Origin of the sequence: Nocardia sp. NPDC047648 (assembly GCF_040642815.1) — a bacterium.
GTDB classification, from domain to species: Bacteria; Actinomycetota; Actinomycetes; order Mycobacteriales; family Mycobacteriaceae; genus Nocardia; species Nocardia gamkensis.
Genome location: NZ_JBEYSX010000029.1, coordinates 18,414 through 36,191 on the forward strand (window position 1 = coordinate 18,414; position 17,778 = coordinate 36,191).

Sequence of the window (17,778 nt, forward strand, 5' to 3'; positions counted from 1 at the left end):
CGTGTCACCTTCGGTTCGAGTTGATGTTGTCAGTTTTGTGGATAGGTAACGATTTTGGAGCCAAAGCGCCGATAGTCAGGGCATGGAGGGTCTGGTCGATCACGTTCGCGCTCACCGCAGCGAGGGCGGATAGCGCGTCGCGCAGCTCCGATAGCTGCCGAAACGCCGCACCGTAGCGGCCTTGCTCCGCCGGCGGCAGTCGAGGAATGCGGCAGCGCCGCAGATCGTCGCGGCTGAGGACGCCGATTGTATTGGATGTGGGCAGTGTATTGGCGTCGGCCTGAAGGAACGTCGCGACGAAATACGAGTCCATCCGAGCCGAGTCGACTTCGATGACCTGGGACACGCCCACCTCGTCCGACCGGGCCCCAGTGGCGACGATCGGAGGTCGACCGAGGGTTCGGATGAGCACGTCACCGGCGCGCGGGGTGGTTTCCCGGGTGCGGATGGTGAGCGCGCCGACTCGTTCCAGTTCGGCGATGGTCACCGTGGAGTGCCGGGGTGGAGAATCGGGAGCAGCGAATTGGGGAAGGCCCTGCCCAACCTGCGTGTAGAGGGCCTGTAGACGCCGGGTCACGCTGGAGATGTCCTCGGCGTCGGCCTCAACTCGGGCCACGACATGCCGCGACGGAAGCAGATTCGTGTCGCCGTCGAGCAACTCCACACGCGCGACCGACCGGGAAATTTCCGGTGAGGCGTCGGTGAAGAGCTGCTGCCACGCCGCGTGCTGGTACGGCACATCGCGCGGGTCGGCGACCCCGGACAGGTTGACCATGCGCACAGGGGCGTAGTCGGGCGTGCCGTAGGGGCGGCGAAGCACCCAGAGACAGAGCTCGGTGTCCGGTGAATGTCCCATGCCCTTCGGCAGCGCAATCACGTCACGCAATACGCCGGAGCGGACCAAGGCGGCGCGAATTTGCTGACCCGAGGCTTGGAAGCAGGTCCGGGCAGAGACGGCGACAATGGCGACGCCATGCGGACGCAGGTAGGCATAGCACTGCTGCACCCAGGCCAGCTCGCCGTCGCGACCGGTAGGCACGCCGAACTCCCAGCTTGTCCCTGCGTCCGCCCGCTCGGATGCCCGGTTCGGCGGGTCGAGCGGCGGGACGCAGACCGCACCGGCGGCGACGCCGAGAGGGCTCCGACCGACCGCGTGGACCCGATCGCCGAACCTGTCGGCGACAGCCTCCAATAAGGAGCCTGAACCATGCGCCGGGTCGATGACGACGGGCACTTCGATATCTCCGGTGTTCACAGCTCGTTCCGCGGCTGTCGCGCGAGGCAGCAGTGACGCGATGACCCTGGCCAAGAGTTGTTCCGGGGACAGTCGCGTCTCCGCGATGGTCTCGGGTTCCGGGGCATCGAGGAGGTGGGTACCGGTGTCGGTGCGACCGGCCGTCGCAAGCTGCTCGGCCTTCCCTGTCGCGGTCAGCCATACCTCGACTTCGGCACGCGAGAACGTCGGGCTGGCTGAGGTTCCGCCGTTTGGCTGCGGGAAGTCGGGGTAGCGCTTGCGCCAGTTCGACACCGCGGCGCGGCCGACGCCGGCCAGCCGCGCGATGGCGGCCGCTGTCAATGCGTCGGGTTCGTCGAAGCTCATGTCGACGACCGTACATATCCAGCGCTGTGTACACAAGTCCATTGCATGCCCTGAAGAATGTTTGTTGACACTTATTGTCGAGGTTCACATCAGGCCACAACTGTCGGCGTATCAGGCGGTCCGCCGGCGCCGCCGCCTCAATTCCTTTTCTCCAGGACACCGGATATGAGCAATCGAAGCCCCGCGCTTCGCATCGCACGCTAGCTCCGCGGACACCGCCGCCTGCATGGCTGCCACCGCGAGCTGACCGTGCATCACGGCCGCGACCTCCGGAAACCGCTGCCTTCGCTCCCAATCACCTGATGTACGACCGGCAAGATCCGCTATTGGTCCAGTCTGGCCGTCCCGCGGACCAGCAGCGGGAACGGCGGTTCAATGAGTGCGTCGCGTGTTCCGGATGGCATCTGACCAGCTGGTCGCTCGCCGACTTCGCGACCTGCATGAGCGTCGCGGCGGCATCGACTGCCGCCGCGCCCGCCATCGAGAAGCCTGTTGTCCCAACGTCAGCAGAACTCGATCCTGCGGCAAGCCCGAGAGGGTGACCCCGACGACCCCTTCGCCAAGGAATGCGTGGCACCTACCACGATCTCGACGCCGAGAAGACCGCCGTACTGTCGGTCATCGCCGCGCTCGACGCCGCCGACGGCACCGAACCCCATCGCCCCTGCACGGCCGACACCGCGCTTCTCGACGCCCTGCCCTACCTCGTGCTCAACCTCCCCGTCGCGCTGGAACCGTTGCTACGCAAACTATTCGAGACCGGTCCGATGACCAGCCCGACAAGCGGATCGAGATCCATGCCAGTTGACCCGCGCGAATCTGGTTGAGTTGTTCATTCGACAGATTCGCTTGGGTCCAGTTCTTCCTGTAGGTGACCGGGAATGGATCAGGCGGCGGCACAATATTCGTGACTGTTGCAGTACAACCGTCGCCCGAACGCCCTTCGCCACGGTCAGAGTGCCATCCCGAGGTGATCCAGCGAACGCCTCAAGCTGATTTCGCCGACCGGTCCACCGCATCATCTGCCCGATCTCCATTCCCCGATAGACCCGGACCGCTTCGGTCGCGACGAGCTGGAGTGTCCATTGGCCGATGTAGCCGATATCGCCCAGCCCGGAGGGCAGGTGGATCGAAAGCCCGAGGCGGGCGATGCTCGATCGTGCGGCGAAGGGCGGTGGTCGAGCCGCTGACTCAGCGTCTTGCCGGCCGAAGTGCTGACGCGGAGGTCTTCACCTCGTCGCAAGGTGCGGTGCTGCGGGTGCGCAACATGCGTCGCGATTGGTTCGACGCTGCCGCGAAAGCTGCCGGACTGGAAGGGGGCTCACGCCGCACGAGCTCCGGCACACTGCGGCCTCGCTGGCGGTGTCTGAGGGCGCATCGGTGCTGGCGCTGCAACGGATGCTGGGGCACGACAAGCCGAGCACTACGCTGGATTTCTACTCGGACCTGTTCGATGACGACCTCGACGACGTGGCCACCAAGCTCGACTCGGCCCGCAGGGGGTTCGCCGCTACTGCGTACAAACTGCGTACGGAACGGGCGGAAGGGTCGAACGAGGACGATAAGAAAGTCGCCTGACCTGCATAAATGCTTGTGCCCTCGGCAGGATTCGAACCTGCGACACCCGCTTTAGGAGAGCGGTGCTCTATCCCCTGAGCTACGAAGGCGTGGGTGGGCTGGGCCCGCCCGGGACGTTCGCAGTCTACCGGGTGAGGGGCTCGGGAGCCGCATCGCTGTCGTGGGGATATCGGGAGCGATCAGAAGCCGCCGTCGAAGCCGCCTCCGTCGAAGCCGCCGCCTCCGTCGAAGCCGCCGCCATCATTGAAGCCGCCGCCGTAGTCGCCACCCGAGTCGTACCCACCGTCGTAGTCGCCACCGGCGTCATAGCCCCTGTCCGCGGCCATCCCGTCTTGGAACCCTTCGCCGTAGCCGCTCTCGAAGCCGGACGCTCCGTAGCCCACTCCGGACATTCCGGCGAAGAGGGAGGTGAATAGGAGGGTGGAGCCGAGGCCCCACGCGCCGGCGATCAACGCGGGCTTCCACCAGGGCTCGGAGTACCACCCCGCGGGTACCGGGCGCCCGGCCACTCGGCCGCCGGGGTAGTAGTTGGGCGTCGATGGCGAGGGGGCGGGGGGCGGCCGTGATCTGCCTGCCTTCGTATTCGACTACGCGCTTTTCGGTGACCTGGCCTGCGGTGTTCTGGCCGTCGAGGGCGGGGATCGCGGGGCCCGGGTCCATGTTCATCGCGGTCCGCGCGGCTCTGATGTAGTAGAGCCCTTCCAGGGCGGTCTGCTTCGCCAGTCGTGCTTGCGTGGGGGTGCGGGCCTGGTCGAGTTGTGCGCCTGCCGCGAGATGGCGTTCGGAGGCGTCGGCGAGTGCCTGAACGGCGGCGTCGTTGCCGCCGGAGAGGCTGTAGACCTGGCCGCCCAGTCGTTCGTTCACTTGCCGGGCGTCGGCGAGAGCGTCGGCGAGTTCAGTGGCTTGGCGCTGTTTGCCCTGCTGTGCCTGCCATGCCAGTAAGACGATCAGCGCTATCAGCACTAGAACGATCAGTAGCCACCACATGGCACCTCTTCCGCTGGACCTCGGACCAGTTCAGTTTACTGACCGATAGCTGAGGTTGGGCTCGGTGTGCAGGGTCAGCGCGTTGCCGCTTGCGCCTCCTCGTAGTCGGCGGGGTCGAAAGTGCGGGTCTTCCAGCGGTAGAGGACGGTGGCGCCGGGCCAGTTGTTGGTGATCCGGCCGGAGGCGTTGCGGTACCAGCTGGAGCAGAAGTTCCAGGGGGTGTCTTTCAGGCGGCGCTGTAGCCAGTCGTCCCAGTGCTGGTCGGCGGTGGGGCGGGCGGCGAGGTAGCGGCCGGGGCGGTCGGTGAGGTAGCGCACGACCTGGCGGATGTAGCGGGCTTGGGATTCGAGCATGTAGATGATGGAGCCCGCGCCGACGTTGGTGTTCGGGCCGTACATCAGGAACAGGTTCGGGAACTGCGGCACGGACAGGCCGAGGTAGGCGCGGGCGCCTTCGTCGCCCCAGACGTCGGCCAGCTTGCGGCCGCCGAGGCCGTAGATGTTCATCGGCGCCAGGAACTCGGTGCCCTTGAAGCCGGTGCCGAAGATGATGACGTCCACTTCGTGCTCGACGCCGTCGGCGGTGCGGATTCCGGTCGGCGTGATCGACTCGATGGCGGTGGTCTCCACGGTGACGTTCGGCTGCGCGAGCGCCGGGAAGTACTCGTTGGAGAACAGTCCGCGCTTGCATCCCGCCGCGTAATCGGGCGTCAGTTTCGCGCGCAATTCGGCGTCGGGAACCTGCTTTTCGCGGTGGCGGTCGGCCAGAGCGATCACGGGGGTCTTGATCGCCGGGATGTCGGTGAGTCCGAGGGCGAGCAGTTCGAAGACGGACCAGATGGCGAAGCGCTCGGCGAGACGGCTGGGTGGGAAGTACTTGAACAGCGCGTGGTGCAGGGCGCTGTACTCGACGTCGGCTTTCGGCAGCACCCAGGCCGCCGATCGCTGGAACAGCGTGAGGTGGGCGGCGTCCGGTTGGATGCGCGGGATGTACTGGATCGCGCTGGCTCCGGTGCCGATGCAGGCGATGCGCTTGCCGGTCAGGTCGACGTCGTGGTCCCACTCGGCGGAGTGGAAGGCGGCGCCGGTGAAGGTGTCGATGCCGGGAATGTTCGGCAGGGCGGGACGCGAGAGCTGGCCGACCGCGGGGATGAGGATGTCGGCGGTCAGTTGCGCTCCGTCGGCCGTGCGGACGGTCCACCGGCCGGTGCGCTCGTCGAACTCCGCGTCGGTCACCTCGGTGCCGAAGCGGATGAAGCGCCGCAGGCCGTGCTTGTCGGCGACGCCCCGCATGTACGCGTGGATGTCACGCTGTTCGGAGAAACGCCGTGGCCAATCGGATTTCGGCTCGTAGGACCAGGAGTACAGCGGGGAGGGCACGTCGCAGGCGGCGCCGGGGTAGGTGTTCTCCCGCCAGACGCCGCCGAGGTCGGTGGCGCGCTCCAGGATGGTGAAAGTGTCCAACCCGGCCCGCCGCAGCTCCAGTGCCATGCCGAGCCCGCCGAATCCGGCTCCGATGATGATGATGGACGGCGTCGTCATGTTTCGAGGGTACGAAACAGTATTCGCAGGTCCGAAGACATCCGCGGTCAATCAATCGGCATTTTCGGCCAGGCGTGGTCGCGGTGTGGCGGTCGCCCAGCCCACGCGAAAGAGGCGCCCGGGTATCAGTTGCCCGCGAGCTGGCGCGCGATGACCAAACGCTGAATCTGGTTGGTGCCCTCGAAGATCTGCATCACCTTGGCCTCGCGCATATAGCGCTCGACGGGGAAGTCCTGGGTGTAGCCGTAGCCGCCGAAGACCTGGACCGCGTCGGTGGTGACCTTCATGGCGGCGTCGGTGGCGACGAGTTTGGCCACGCTGGCCTGGCGCGAGTACGGCAGCCCCGCGTCCCGGCGGCGGGCGGCGTCGAGGTAGGTGGCGCGGGCGGAGTCCACCGCGGCGGCCATGTCGGCGAGTACGAAGCCGAGCCCCTGGTGGTCGATGATGTGGCGGCCGAACGCCTCGCGCTCCTTGGCGTACGCGACGGCCTCGTCGAGGGCGCGCTGCGCCAGGCCGGTGGCGACGGCGGCGATGCCGAGGCGGCCGGAGTCCAAGGCGCTGAAGGCGATGGAGAGGCCCTGGCCCTCCGCGCCGACGCGGCGTTCGGCGGGCAGGAACGCGTCGTCGTAGGCGGCGGTGGTGGTGGGCACGGCGCGCAAACCCATTTTCTCCTCGGGTTTGCCGAAACTCAGTCCCTCGGTGTCGCCGGGGACGAGGAAGCAGGAGATGCCGCGGGAGCCTTCGCCGGTGCGGGCGAACAGCGTGTAGAAGTCGGCGCGGCCACCGTTGGTGATCCAGGCTTTGGCGCCGGTGATCCGGTAGCCGCCCTCGACCGGAGTGGCGCGGCATCGCAGCGCGGCCGCATCGGAACCGGCGTGCGGCTCGGACAGGCTGTAGGCGCCGATGGTCTCGCCGGAAAGCATGCCGGCGAGCCAGCGCTGCTTCTGCTCCTCGGTGCCGAACGCGAACAGTGGATGGCAGCTGAGACTGTGCACGCTGACGGCGACGGCGACCGCGGCCCAGCGGGCGGCGAGTTCCTCGAGCACCTGGAGGTACACCTCGTAGGGTTGCGCGCCGCCGCCGTATTCCTCCGGATACGGCAGGCTGAGCAGTCCGGCGGCGCCCAGCGCGGGGAAGACGCCATCGGGGAAGATCCCGGTCTTCTCGCACTCGGCCACGCGCGGCTCGAGCACCTTGTCGGCGATGTCACGGGTCAGTTCCAGCAGGTCCCTGGCTTCGGGGGTGGGCAGCATTCGGTCCACTGGCATGTCGTCTACTCCGCGGTCGCTCGATTCTCGTGATTCACAGTAACCGGGCGTCGGCGGGGATCGGTCCGCTCGTCCGGCAGTGGTGATCGGCAACTGTCGTCGCGGGTGGATGAACCGGTGGGCGGAGATCACGGTACGGACAGAATTCCCGCGAGCACGCTCGGTTCGGTGCAGAATGTCCGGATCGCCGGTGGCGCGGCCGGTGCGGCCGAGGTGCCGGGACGCCCACGCGGCTGGTACTGCACGTGCAGCTGTGCGCGCAAGTGCGCGTGAAGCTGCGGCCGCCGCCGAATCATTTGTGCTGGTCATCGCCGTTTCATCGGCTGTGGTCCGAAATGGAGTGCGCAGCTGCGCGATTGGTTCGTCTCATTCGGGTGATATCCCTTCGATCGTCTGGCGCAGTGACGCCACACTCGACTAAGACAGAAAGCTGTTGGGATTCGGGGTCGACCGGTGCGTCGGCGGCAACGCAGGGGGTGCCGCCGCCGCATCGGCCCGGAGACCTGGTTCCACGCCGCAATCCGTTCTAATATCTGCGTATGAATGCAGATAGCCAGGAATGGCGGTCGCGTCTCGCCGAGGATCAGGTGGGACTGGTTGTCGAGGTGTTCCGCATGCTCGCCGACCCGACGCGTGTGCAGGTGCTCTGGGCGCTGGTGGATCGCGAACTGTCGGTGAACGATCTTGCCGCGCGAGTCGGCAAGCCGGCGCCTTCGGTTTCACAGCATCTGGCCAAGCTGCGGATGGCGCGGTTGGTGAGCACCCGCCGATCGGGGACGACGATCTTCTACCGGCTGGAGAACGAGCACGTCCGGCAGTTGGTGGTGGACGCGGTGTACAACGCCGAGCATGCCGGGCCCGGTGTTCCCGCGCACCATCGCGGAGTGGGCGCGGTGCGCGACCTCCCCGGCCGCGACGAGGCGAGTGCGTCATGACCCATCGGCATCAGCACCACCATGCCGGGCATCATCACCACCATCGGTCGAGCGCGGTCGGCGCGTTGCGGGAAGTCTTCGTCCCGCACAGCCACGACGCGGCCGACAGCATCGATGACGCGCTGGAGGCGAGCGCGGTCGGCATCCGGGCGGTCGCGATCAGCCTTGTCGTGCTCGGGTGCACCGCGATGCTGCAACTGGTGATCGTCGTCGTGTCCGGCTCGGTGGCGCTGGCCGCGGACACCGTGCACAACTTCTCCGACGCGCTGACCGCGGTTCCGCTGTGGATCGCGTTCGCTCTCGGCCGCAAGGCCGCGACCAGGCGCTACACCTACGGCTTCGGCCGGGCCGAGGACCTGGCCGGGCTCTTCGTCGTCGCGATGATCGCCCTGTCCGCGCTGATCGCCGGCTACGAGGCGGTGCGCAGGCTGCTCGATCCGGTACCGCTCGACCACTTGGGCTGGGTCGCCGCGGCGGGGTTGATCGGATTCCTCGGCAACGAGACGGTGGCGCTGTACCGGATCCGGGTGGGGCGGCGAATCGGCTCGACGGCACTGGTGGCCGACGGCCTGCACGCGCGCACCGACGGGTTCACCTCGCTGGCGGTCCTGCTCGGGGCGGGGGGAGTGGCGCTGGGGTTTCCGCTCGCCGACCCGATCGTCGGGCTGCTCATCACCGTCGCGATTCTCGCGGTGCTGTGGACCGCGGCGCGTGACGTCCTGCGCCGGTTGATGGACGCCGTGGAGCCCGAGTTGGTCACCGCGGCCGAGCGGGCGTTGTCCGCGGAGCCGGGCGTGCAGGGCGTGCGCAGCCTGCGGATGCGATGGATCGGCCATCGGCTGCACGCCGATGTCGAACTGGACGTCGCCCCGACGATCACGCTCGCGGACGCCCATCACGTCGCACACGAGGCCCAGCACACCCTCACGCACGTGGTGCCCAAGCTGGATACGGCTGTGGTGCACGCCTATCCGGCGCATACCGAGGTCGCGCTGCCGGGCACAGCCTGACGCCGGGCAGTTGCTATCGCGGTCGCGGTGCCGGGTGCGACGGGGGGCCGGGCATCCGATACCGAAGTCGCGGTCCCCGGAGTTTGGTGCCGAGCATGTGCCCACCGAGGTCGAAGCACTGAGCTGACCAGCGGAAACTGAGGGCGCGCGCCATCGGATAGAGGCCCGTGGGATTGTCCCGTCGGCCTTGCGCGAGGCCGCCTACCGTTGGGTAGCATCGCCGGTGTGATGTGGCTCATGGTCGGTGCGTGCTGAACCATGCCGCCGCGTGAACCGACTTTCGCTGAGCTTCCCGACCTGGTCTTACGCAGCCGCATCCCGGAATATCCCGACGCCGCCGTGATCGGCGTGGCGGCGGGCTTCGCCGGCCTCGTTCCAGCCCGGGCGCCGAGCCGGGCGCGCTCCGATGTACCTGCCGACGGACCACGCCGTTCGGTACGGACTCCGAGTCCGAGGGCGTCATGGCACTCCTCGTGCACCTGCTCATCGAACATGGACGGCTTGGAACCACACGTTCCGATCGGCCCGCCGAATTCCCGGATCCGTTTGTCAACAAGCGGGATTCAGGATGAGCGGACAGGTGCTCGCGCGTCGGTCCGGAGTGGTGACGTGGCCGGAAATCCTCGCTACAGCGCCGGCCCCGCGATCCCGGATCGAACCGGACCTGACGTCGCTGGTGAATCGTGTCTTCGGTCGCGGCCCGATGCTCGTCGGCCGGGTGTTCAGCCTGTTCCGCCCCGATGCCCGCCCGCCTCGGCAGGACCGGCGATGCGGCGCTGTCGTATGCGGTGCTCACCCGCGGCGAACCGATTGCGTATCCCGGACAGATCCGCTGGGGCGGGTGCCCGACGGGAGCGCGTCGCAGGTGGCCGAAATCGACTTGGCTTTCTGACGGGAAGTCACCGAAGAAAAGAGGAGTTCCGATGTTGAGCACCATGCAGGACGAGCCGTTGTCGCTGGCGACGTTGCTGCGCTACGCATCGACGTTCGCCGGCGATTCCACCGTGTCCACCTGGACCGGTACCGGCGTGCGCACCATGACCTACCGTGAGGTCGGCGCCGAATCGGCGCGGTTGGCGAACGCGTTGCGCTCGTTGGGTATCGGGGTCGGTGATCGGGTCGGCACGTTCATGTGGAACAACAACGAGCATTTGGTCGCCTATATCGCGGTGCCCGCGATGGGCGCGGTGCTGCACGCGCTGAACATCCGGCTGTTCCCCGAGCAGGTCGTTTACGTGGCCGATCACGCCGAGGACCAAGTGGTGCTGGTGGACGGCACGCTGGTGCCGCTGTTCAGCCAGATCCTGCCGCACCTGAGGACGGTCCGCCACGTCATCGTGGTCAACGGAGACGCGGCGACGCTCACCGCGCCCGAGGGCGTGCAGGTGCACTCCTACCCCGAGTTGCTCGGCGCGCAGCCGGACACCTACGACTTCCCGGTGATCGACGAGCGTTCCGCCGCGGCAATGTGCTACACCTCCGGCACCACGGGCGATCCGAAGGGCGTGGTGTACTCGCACCGCTCGAACTGGTTGCACGCCATGCAAGTCAGCGCGAACAACGGGATGGGCTTGTTCGAAACCGACACCATCTTGGCGATCGTGCCGTTGTTCCACGCGAACGCCTGGGGTCTGCCGTACGCGGCGCTGATGTCGGGGTCGAATCTGTTGATGCCCGACCGGTTCCTGCAGCCGGGTCCGTTGCTGGAGATGATGGCTGCGCAGAAGCCGTCGTTCGCCGCCGCGGTGCCGACGATCTGGGGTGGGGTGCTGGCGGCGCTGGCGGCGAATCCGCAGGACATCACGCACCTGCGCTCGGTGGTGGTGGGTGGTTCGGCGGTGCCGCCGTCGATGATGCGCACCTTCGAGGACAAGCATGGCGTGCGGGTGCTGCACGCGTGGGGCATGACCGAGACCTCGCCGCTGGGCAGTGTGGCGCATCCGCCCGCCACCGCGGTCACCGACGAGCAGAAGTGGGCGTATCGGGTGACCCAGGGCCGTTTCCCGGCCGGTGTGCGGGCGCGTCTGGTCGGTGACGACGGTGTGGTGCCCAACGACGGTGTGGCGTTGGGCGAGTTGGAAGTGCGCGGTCCGTGGATCACCGGCTCGTACTATTCGCCCGACGGCGCGGTGATCGATCCGGAGAAGTTCGACGAGGGCTGGTTGCGCACCGGGGATGTCGGCAAGATCAGTCCCGACGGTTATCTCACGCTGGTGGACCGATCCAAGGACGTGATCAAGTCCGGTGGGGAGTGGATCTCGTCGGTGGATCTGGAGAACGCCGTGATCGGTCATCCCGCGGTGGCCGAGGCCGCGGTGATCGGGGTGCCGGACGAGAAGTGGGACGAGCGCCCGCTGGTGGCGGTCGTGCTGGCCGAGGGCGCCGAGGTGAAACCCGAACAGCTGCGGGAGTTTTTGGCCGACAAGTTCGCCAAGTGGCAGTTGCCCGAACGCTGGGCGTTCATCGCCGAGGTCCCCAAGACCAGTGTGGGCAAGTTCGACAAGAAGCGGCTGCGCGCCCAGTACTCCGACGGCGACCTGGACGTCACCACGCTCGGCTGACCGCGCCGCCCCACGTCACCACTTCAGCATCGGCAGCGGTGACGTGGGGTGGGTCCGCAGCCGCCGCGCGGCTAGCGATACGAGCCTGCGGTGGAAACCGTGGTTCGGGTAGCGCTTCGCCAGGTCGCGGTAGGTTCCGCGGGAGATGCCGAACCGGCCGAGCAACCCCCGTTCGACGTCGATGGCGTCGGCGCGCCGGAAGATCTCGACCGGGTCGTGCGGCGGCCCAGCCGGGCGGAGCTTGTGATGCTGATCGATCATCGACACCACCAGGCCGGTCGCGTCGTCGCGGTCGATGCTGGCCAGCCACGCGCGTGCCTGGTCGCACGAGGGGGCGAGGTAGTCGAAGCTGCCCGCCGACCAGATGCCGATGTCGTGCAGGACGGCGGCGGTCAAGAACTCCTCGCGCGTGCTCGGTCGAGGTTGCTGGTCGGCGGCCAAGAGGTCGCACAGCGTCAGGACGCGCAGCACGTGATTGGTGTAGGCGGCGCGGTCCGGCCCGAGCTGTTGCTGCCACGGCGCGAGCCGGGCTTCGACCTCATCGCGAAGATCGTTGCTGCTCATGGCGGTTGACCCTACGCGCACCCGACCGCCGTCGACGGCGGCGACGCGCGGGCGCACCGCCGGATGGACGCAAACACCCGGCGCGGGCGAATCGGTTTGCCGCGCCGGGTGTTCAGCTCGTGGATCAGCAGTTGCGCAGTTCCGGGCTCTGGTTGAGCAACTGGGCCCGGGTGCCGATGAACCTGGTGTAGGTATCGCCGCCGACCGCCGCGAGCGGGAACGCGGCGACCCGGTGGCAGTTCTGGAAGGCGAGCTTCACGCCGAAGTGCCGCTCCAGTCCACCGCGAATCGCGTCCGAAGCCATGGCGCGCAGCAGTTGTCCGCGTGCCACGTCGTCGGGCGGGGCGATCGTGTTGTCGGCGTATTCCTCCGTGCCGGAACGCAGGTCGGCGGCCACGCGGCTGACCACTTCCCAGGCGTACGGCAGCGAGTTGCGGACGACCTCGACGAAGTCGGCGTCGTCGACCTCGCCGCGCTCGGCGCGTTCCAGTATTGCGGTGGGGACATCAAGGGACATGGCGCTCTCCTCCAGTGCTGGACGTCGATGCGATGCCCGAGTCTAATCGAAAGTCGTTGTCAATAATGCTGGATTCGTCGTGAAAGAGCTTTTTCCAGTGCGGCTTTCGTGTCGGCTGCCAGCTGGGCGACCAGTTCTCCCGCGGGTAGCTCGGGAGTCAGCGTATGGGTTTGACCGGCCCAGAGATTGACCTCGTCCGGGTTGCCCGCCGCGCGCGCGGCGGCCCGCAGCGGGGCGGTGGCGTAGTGGATCTCCGGGTATCCCACCGGCGCGGTCGCGCTGTGCCGCAGCAGGAATCGGTTGCGCAACCCACGTGCCCTGCGTCCGGTGAACGCTCGCGTGAGCATCGTCGGGATGTCGGCGGTCAAGGCCGTGCGGTGCACCTGGTTGGTGCCTGCTTCGGGGCAGCGCAGGAATACCGTGCCCAGTTGCGCGGCCACGGCGCCCGCCGCGAGGGCGGCGGCGATACCCCCGCCGGTCGCGAGGCCGCCGGTGGCCACCAACGGCCGGTCCGTGGCGGCGGTGAGCAGTTGCAGGAGTGCCAGCAGGCCGAGCGGGTCGGCGGTGTCGTCCGCAGGGCGGTCCACGAAGGTCGCGCGGTGCCCGCCCGCCTCCGCGCCCTGGGCGATGAGCACGTCGGCGCCCGCCTCGACCGCGACGCGCGCCTCGTCGACCGAGGTGACAGTCACCCAGATTTCGGAACCGGCGGCGTGCAGCCGCTCTATCTCCGCGGCGCTCGGGCAGCCGAAAGTGAACGACACGGCGGCGACCGGGTCGGCGACGAGCAAGTCGAGCTTGGCATCCCAGTCGTCGGTGTCGTAGCGCGGATCCCCGAGTGTGTGGTCGGCGCCGAGTTCGGCGAGATAGTCCGCCAGGTCCGCGGCGGGGGTCGGTGGACCGGGTACGAAGAGGTTCACGCCGAACGGCTTGCCGGTGGCCGCGCGCGTCGCCGCGATCCGCGCCGCGGTGTCGGCCGCGCTCAGATAGCCGGCGGCCAGCTGGGCGAACCCGCCCGCTTGGGCCACCGCGGCAGTCAGCTCGGGAGTGGATGGGCCGCCCGCCATCGGGGCCAGCACGATCGGAACGTCCACCTGGTCGAGGATCACGCTCCGATTGTCGCGCATCTGGACATGTGACCCGGGCCTCACCAGCGATTTTGCGCCGGAAGGTTGCGGAATGGTCACGACGCGGTAGAGTTCCCGTCACGACGGATGCCAAACCGTTATCCGCTCGGCTTCACCGGATCGTTATCGAACCCGGTTCGGCTCGGGCTCCGGCATCCCGGACCCTGTTCTACGACCGAGGACTCAGCTTTGTCGCAGCACCGTGTAGGCCCCAGTTCCATTACCGTCCAGAGCCTCCTCGGCGACGGCGGCGAAACGGGCCGGCCGACGCGGCACCGCGCCGAGCCGTCCGCCACCGAGCGCGTGAAGGCCGCCGCGACCGCGGCGGTCGCCGCGGGCGCTTTGATCGGCGCCGCCAGCCAAGTCGCTCCCGCGATCGCCTACGCGTCGCCGTTGCTGCCCGGCTCGCACGATGCCGACGAGGAGACCCACGCCGCGCCCTCCACCGTGAAGGGTACGAGCATCCTGCCGATCGCCGAGGCGAAGGTTGCCGAGCCGGTCGCGCAGGCCGCGCCGGAGCCCGCCGCGGTCGCCGGGCAGATCGCGGCCCCGGTCGCCGCTCCGTTCGGCATTCCCAATCTTCCCCCGGAGATCGCGGCCCCCTTGGCTCAGGCCGAAGAGGTCCTCAAGGGCGTGCAGCAGCAGGTCGCTCCGGCGCCCGCGGTGCGCCCCGTGGCCGGTGAGATCAGCTCCGGCTTCGGCAGCCGCTGGGGCGCCATGCACTACGGCCTCGACTTCGCCGACGCGCTGGGCGCGCCGATCCACTCGGTCAGCAACGGCACCGTGATCGAGGCGGGACCGGCTTCCGGTTTCGGCCTGTGGGTGCGCGTGCTGCAGGACGACGGCACCACCGCGGTCTACGGCCACGTGAACGAGATGTTCGTGCACGCCGGGCAGCGCGTGAACGCGGGCGACGTGATCGCCACCGTCGGTAACCGGGGGCAGTCCACCGGTCCGCACCTGCACCTGGAGATCTGGGACCAGGCGGGCACCAAGATCGACCCGATGCCGTACCTGGCAGCCAAAGGCGTGCCGTTGCAGTGGGGCCCGTCCGCGCACTGACTTCTCCTGTCCAGCTTGATATTCCGGTCAGCGCACGGTTGCGCGCAGCGAAGCTTCCCGCGACGAGGTAATGCGGGAAGCGGTTGGCGCGCGGGTCTTTCAGAGCCGCCCCATGGGCACCGGTCGGTCGCTAGGCTCGGGCCGTGATCGAGCTGGGCGACATCTTCGAGCCTGGGTCACCGCACGGCCGCGTCTACGCCGTGCTGGTGCACCATCCGCGGTCGAGTCTCGCCGATATCGCGCAGTACCTGGGCGTTTCGGAAGACCTCGCCGCGGACTCGTTGGACGTGTTGTGTGAATTGCGCGCCGCGGTCCGCGTCGAGTCGCCCGAGGGCGAACCGCTGTGGGACGCGCACGCACCGGAATCGTTGTCCGAAGCCGAGGCGCGGCGCAGACAGCAGGAGATCAACCAGATGCACGCGGCCGCGGCGCGCTTGAGCGAGACGTTCCGTTCCGTGCGCCGCTCGCCCCGCGGCAACGGCGCGGTGGTGCCGGTGTACGAGCGGCTGGAGATGCTGGCGGATTTCGAGGAGATGCAGACCGGCGCGCGCAGCTGCGTCAAGCTGGTCGAGCGCGGCCCCTATCTCAGCGATCCGGAACGCGAGCGTCAGCTGTTCGAGCTCAAGCGGACCAGGCTCGGCGAGGGAATCCGCTATCAGACCTTGTATCAGGACACCGTGTACCAGGATCCGGAGCGCTTGCGGCACGCGCTGTCCACCAACGCCAGCGGCGCACAGGCCAGAACGCTGCCTGAGCCGCCGTTCAAGCTGATCATCAGCGACGACGAGCGCGCCAGCCTGGTGCTGCACGCCGACGAACGCAGGCCCGACCCGATGGGTCTGCGCATCACGGGGTCTCCCACGCTCGAGCTGTTGGTAAAGACCTTCGACGTACTGTGGACGATGGCCGCGCCCATATCGGTGAATCCGGCCGCCGAGGCGCTGGACGAACGTGACCGGGCGATCCTGACCTTGATGGGACTGGGCGCCACCGACGACACCATCGCGCGCAGGCTCGGGATGTCCCGGCGCACGGTGGTCCGCCGGACCGCCCGGCTGCTGGAGCGTCTCGGCGCGAGTACGAGATTCCAGGCGGGGGTGCAGGCGACCCGGCGCGGGTGGCTGTGAGCAAGCTCACCGATCGAACGAGTCCTGCAACATGAGGGACTCGGCGCCGATATAACGGCAGGCATCACGCAAGACACCGATTCCATGGGGGAGTGGGCGGTGCTCGACGAGAGGACAGCACCGAAAGGGGGGACGCGGACCGCACCGACGGCAGCCGCGGCAATCCGATACAGCGCGCGGGTTGGGCAGTCAAGCCCCTATATGATTGCTCGGTCCGCGCTGGCCCCGGATAACGAACCCTGCGCAGGGTTCGGCCCGGGTCCTGGCTCGATGCGAGAGGTGAATGCACTCGAATGGAAACCGCCCGTCGCTCTGCTCGCGGTAGCCGTCGCCGCAGGTCGGGCAGTCCGCTGTTCGCGCAGCTGCTCACCGCCGCCGTCGAGTCCGCCGCCACCGAGGTCGCGATCCGGTTCAACCCCACGGGAGACCCGGCCGACGATCGGGAACTCACCTACGCCGAGCTGGACGCGGCGTCCTCGCGGCTGGCCAGGGAGCTGATCGAGCGCGGTGTCGGACCGGGCGACGTGGTCGCCATCGGAATCTCGCGCAGCGTGGAGTCGGTGCTCGCCGTCTGGGCCATCGCCAAGACCGGCGCGGCGTACGTGCCGGTGGATCCGACGTACCCCACCGATCGCATCAACCACATCGTCGCCGACTCCGGCGCCACGGTCGGCCTGACCACCTCGGCGCACCGACCGGTGCTCGGCACCGGCGTGTACTGGATCGAGCTGGACGACCCGGTGCAGGCAGCGCGCATCGCCGCGCGCCCGGAGCACCCCATCTCCTACACCGACCGGGTGCGTCCGCTGGACGAGCGGCACCCGGCCTATGTCATCTACACCTCCGGGTCCACCGGCAAGCCCAAGGGCGTCGTCGTCTCGCACAGCGGTCTCGCGGGACTCGTGACCGCGGAGCGCGAGCACTACGGGGTGACGGAGGATTCGCGCGTTCTGCACGTCTGCTCGCCGAACTTCGACGTCTCGGTGCTGGAACTGCTGCTGGCCTTCTCCACCGGCGCGACGCTGGTGATCGCGCCGCCGTCGGTGTTCGGCGGTTTCGAGCTGGCGGATCTGCTGCGGCGCGAGCACGTCACGCACATGCTCATCACGCCGGGGGCCCTGGAATCGGTGGATCCGGCGGGGCTGGACGACTTGCAGGCCGTCGTGGTGGCCGGCGACAAGTTCGGACCCGAACTGGTCGCTCGCTGGGCGGCCGAGCGCGAGTTCTACAACGGCTACGGGCCCACCGAGGCGACGATCCTGGCCACCAGTACGCCACCGATGACGCCCGGCGAGCCCATCACGATCGGCGCGGCCATCCCTGGAGTCGGGGCGTTCGTGCTGGACTCGCGGCTGCGGCCGGTGCCGGCCGGGGTGGTCGGCGAGCTGTATCTGACCGGTCCCGCGCTGGCGCAGGGCTACCTCAACCGGCCGGGCCTGACCGCTGAGCGATTCGTCGCCAGTCCGTTCGGCGCCGACACCGGCAATCCCGGAGCGCGGCTCTACCGCACCGGCGACCTGGTGCGCCGCACCGAATCCGCGGGCCAGGACGGCGTCATCGAATATCTGGGCCGCTCGGACTTCCAGGTGAAGATCCGCGGTTTCCGCATCGAACTCGGCGAGATCGATAACGCGCTCACCGGCCACCCGGACATCGACTTCGCGGCCACTCTCGGCAAGACGCTGCCCTCCGGCGCGACCGCGCTGGTTTCCTATGTGCTGCCGCGGCCCGGGGCCGATGTGGACACTGGCGCGCTCGCCGAGTTCATCGGTGAGTCGTTGCCCGCTTACATGATTCCGGCGTCGATCATGGTGTTGGAAGAGATTCCGTTGACGCCGGTGGGGAAGTTGGATCGGGCGGCGTTGCCGGAGCCGGTGTTCGCGGCGCGGGCGTTTCGTGCGCCG

At 68.3% G+C, this 17,778-nt stretch carries 14 protein-coding genes, 1 tRNA gene and 1 pseudogene; 8 read left to right on the forward strand and 8 right to left on the reverse strand.

All coding sequences use genetic code 11. From position 1 onward, the window contains the following. Nucleotides 1-4: 4 nt before the first annotated feature. Complete coding sequence (locus ABZ803_RS34465) at nucleotides 5-1,600, reverse strand: N-6 DNA methylase (RefSeq protein WP_357045937.1); 1,596 nt, start codon at nucleotides 1,598-1,600, stop codon at nucleotides 5-7. 566 nt (nucleotides 1,601-2,166) lie between these two features. On the opposite strand from ABZ803_RS34465, the gene ABZ803_RS34470 reads away from it, so the two are divergent. Together ABZ803_RS34470 and ABZ803_RS34475 are read left to right on the forward strand one after the other, a co-directional pair. Continuing rightward, nucleotides 2,167-2,427, forward strand: a complete 261-nt coding sequence (locus ABZ803_RS34470) for a hypothetical protein (protein ID WP_357045939.1) — start codon at nucleotides 2,167-2,169, stop codon at nucleotides 2,425-2,427. 451 nt (nucleotides 2,428-2,878) lie between these two features. Next, entirely contained in the window at nucleotides 2,879-3,178 is a 300-nt protein-coding gene (locus ABZ803_RS34475; RefSeq protein WP_357045941.1) for a tyrosine-type recombinase/integrase, read from the forward strand. A gap of 16 nt (nucleotides 3,179-3,194) precedes the next feature. On the opposite strand, the gene ABZ803_RS34480 is transcribed toward ABZ803_RS34475, so the two are convergent. The 4 genes and pseudogenes from ABZ803_RS34480 to ABZ803_RS34495 form a co-directional block, all read right to left on the reverse strand. Continuing rightward, nucleotides 3,195-3,267: transfer RNA gene (locus ABZ803_RS34480), tRNA-Arg, on the reverse strand. Between the two features lie 90 nt (nucleotides 3,268-3,357). Next, nucleotides 3,358-4,165: pseudogene (locus tag ABZ803_RS34485) on the reverse strand (DUF1542 domain-containing protein). Nucleotides 4,166-4,239: 74 nt separating this feature from the next. After that, nucleotides 4,240-5,706 (reverse strand): NAD(P)/FAD-dependent oxidoreductase, encoded by a 1,467-nt coding sequence (locus tag ABZ803_RS34490; RefSeq protein ID WP_357045943.1) that lies wholly within the window; start codon nucleotides 5,704-5,706, stop codon nucleotides 4,240-4,242. Between the two features lie 125 nt (nucleotides 5,707-5,831). Continuing rightward, on the reverse strand, nucleotides 5,832-6,974 hold the full coding sequence (locus tag ABZ803_RS34495; RefSeq protein ID WP_040871819.1) for an acyl-CoA dehydrogenase family protein: 1,143 nt from the start codon (nucleotides 6,972-6,974) through the stop codon (nucleotides 5,832-5,834). A 539-nt stretch (nucleotides 6,975-7,513) separates the two neighbouring features. Between ABZ803_RS34495 and ABZ803_RS34500 the strand changes: the two genes are divergently transcribed. From ABZ803_RS34500 to ABZ803_RS34510, 3 genes are all read left to right on the forward strand, one after another. Further along, entirely contained in the window at nucleotides 7,514-7,909 is a 396-nt protein-coding gene (locus ABZ803_RS34500; RefSeq protein WP_357045945.1) for a metalloregulator ArsR/SmtB family transcription factor, read from the forward strand. Continuing rightward, a complete protein-coding gene (locus tag ABZ803_RS34505; protein ID WP_357045948.1) occupies nucleotides 7,906-8,919 on the forward strand; it encodes a cation diffusion facilitator family transporter in 1,014 nt (337 codons plus the stop codon). The genes ABZ803_RS34500 and ABZ803_RS34505 overlap by 4 nt, the downstream gene beginning before the upstream one ends. Before the next feature lie 923 nt (nucleotides 8,920-9,842). Then, the gene (locus ABZ803_RS34510) at nucleotides 9,843-11,480 is read left to right on the forward strand and encodes a long-chain fatty acid--CoA ligase (RefSeq protein ID WP_357045950.1); all 1,638 of its coding nucleotides are present in this window, start codon (nucleotides 9,843-9,845) and stop codon (nucleotides 11,478-11,480) included. A gap of 15 nt (nucleotides 11,481-11,495) precedes the next feature. On the opposite strand, the gene ABZ803_RS34515 is transcribed toward ABZ803_RS34510, so the two are convergent. The 3 genes from ABZ803_RS34515 to ABZ803_RS34525 all read right to left on the reverse strand — a co-directional run bounded on the left by ABZ803_RS34515 (nucleotide 11,496) and on the right by ABZ803_RS34525 (nucleotide 13,685). Beyond that, on the reverse strand, nucleotides 11,496-12,044 hold the full coding sequence (locus tag ABZ803_RS34515; protein WP_357045951.1) for an HD domain-containing protein: 549 nt from the start codon (nucleotides 12,042-12,044) through the stop codon (nucleotides 11,496-11,498). A gap of 124 nt (nucleotides 12,045-12,168) precedes the next feature. Beyond that, entirely contained in the window at nucleotides 12,169-12,561 is a 393-nt protein-coding gene (locus ABZ803_RS34520) for an SCO5389 family protein (RefSeq protein ID WP_062977712.1), read from the reverse strand. A gap of 59 nt (nucleotides 12,562-12,620) precedes the next feature. Then, nucleotides 12,621-13,685, reverse strand: a complete 1,065-nt coding sequence (locus ABZ803_RS34525) for a nitronate monooxygenase (protein ID WP_357045954.1) — start codon at nucleotides 13,683-13,685, stop codon at nucleotides 12,621-12,623. A gap of 189 nt (nucleotides 13,686-13,874) precedes the next feature. Here ABZ803_RS34525 and ABZ803_RS34530 point away from each other — a divergent pair, with 189 nt between their 5' ends. From ABZ803_RS34530 to ABZ803_RS34540, 3 genes are all read left to right on the forward strand, one after another. Continuing rightward, entirely contained in the window at nucleotides 13,875-14,747 is an 873-nt protein-coding gene (locus ABZ803_RS34530) for a peptidoglycan DD-metalloendopeptidase family protein (protein ID WP_357045956.1), read from the forward strand. A 143-nt stretch (nucleotides 14,748-14,890) separates the two neighbouring features. After that, nucleotides 14,891-15,874 carry a LuxR C-terminal-related transcriptional regulator gene (locus ABZ803_RS34535; RefSeq protein WP_357045958.1) on the forward strand — a complete coding sequence of 328 codons (984 nt, stop codon included), beginning with the start codon at nucleotides 14,891-14,893 and terminating at the stop codon, nucleotides 15,872-15,874. 293 nt (nucleotides 15,875-16,167) lie between these two features. Next, on the forward strand, nucleotides 16,168-17,778 hold a 1,611-nt coding region (locus ABZ803_RS34540; protein ID WP_357045960.1), incomplete at its 3' end, for an amino acid adenylation domain-containing protein.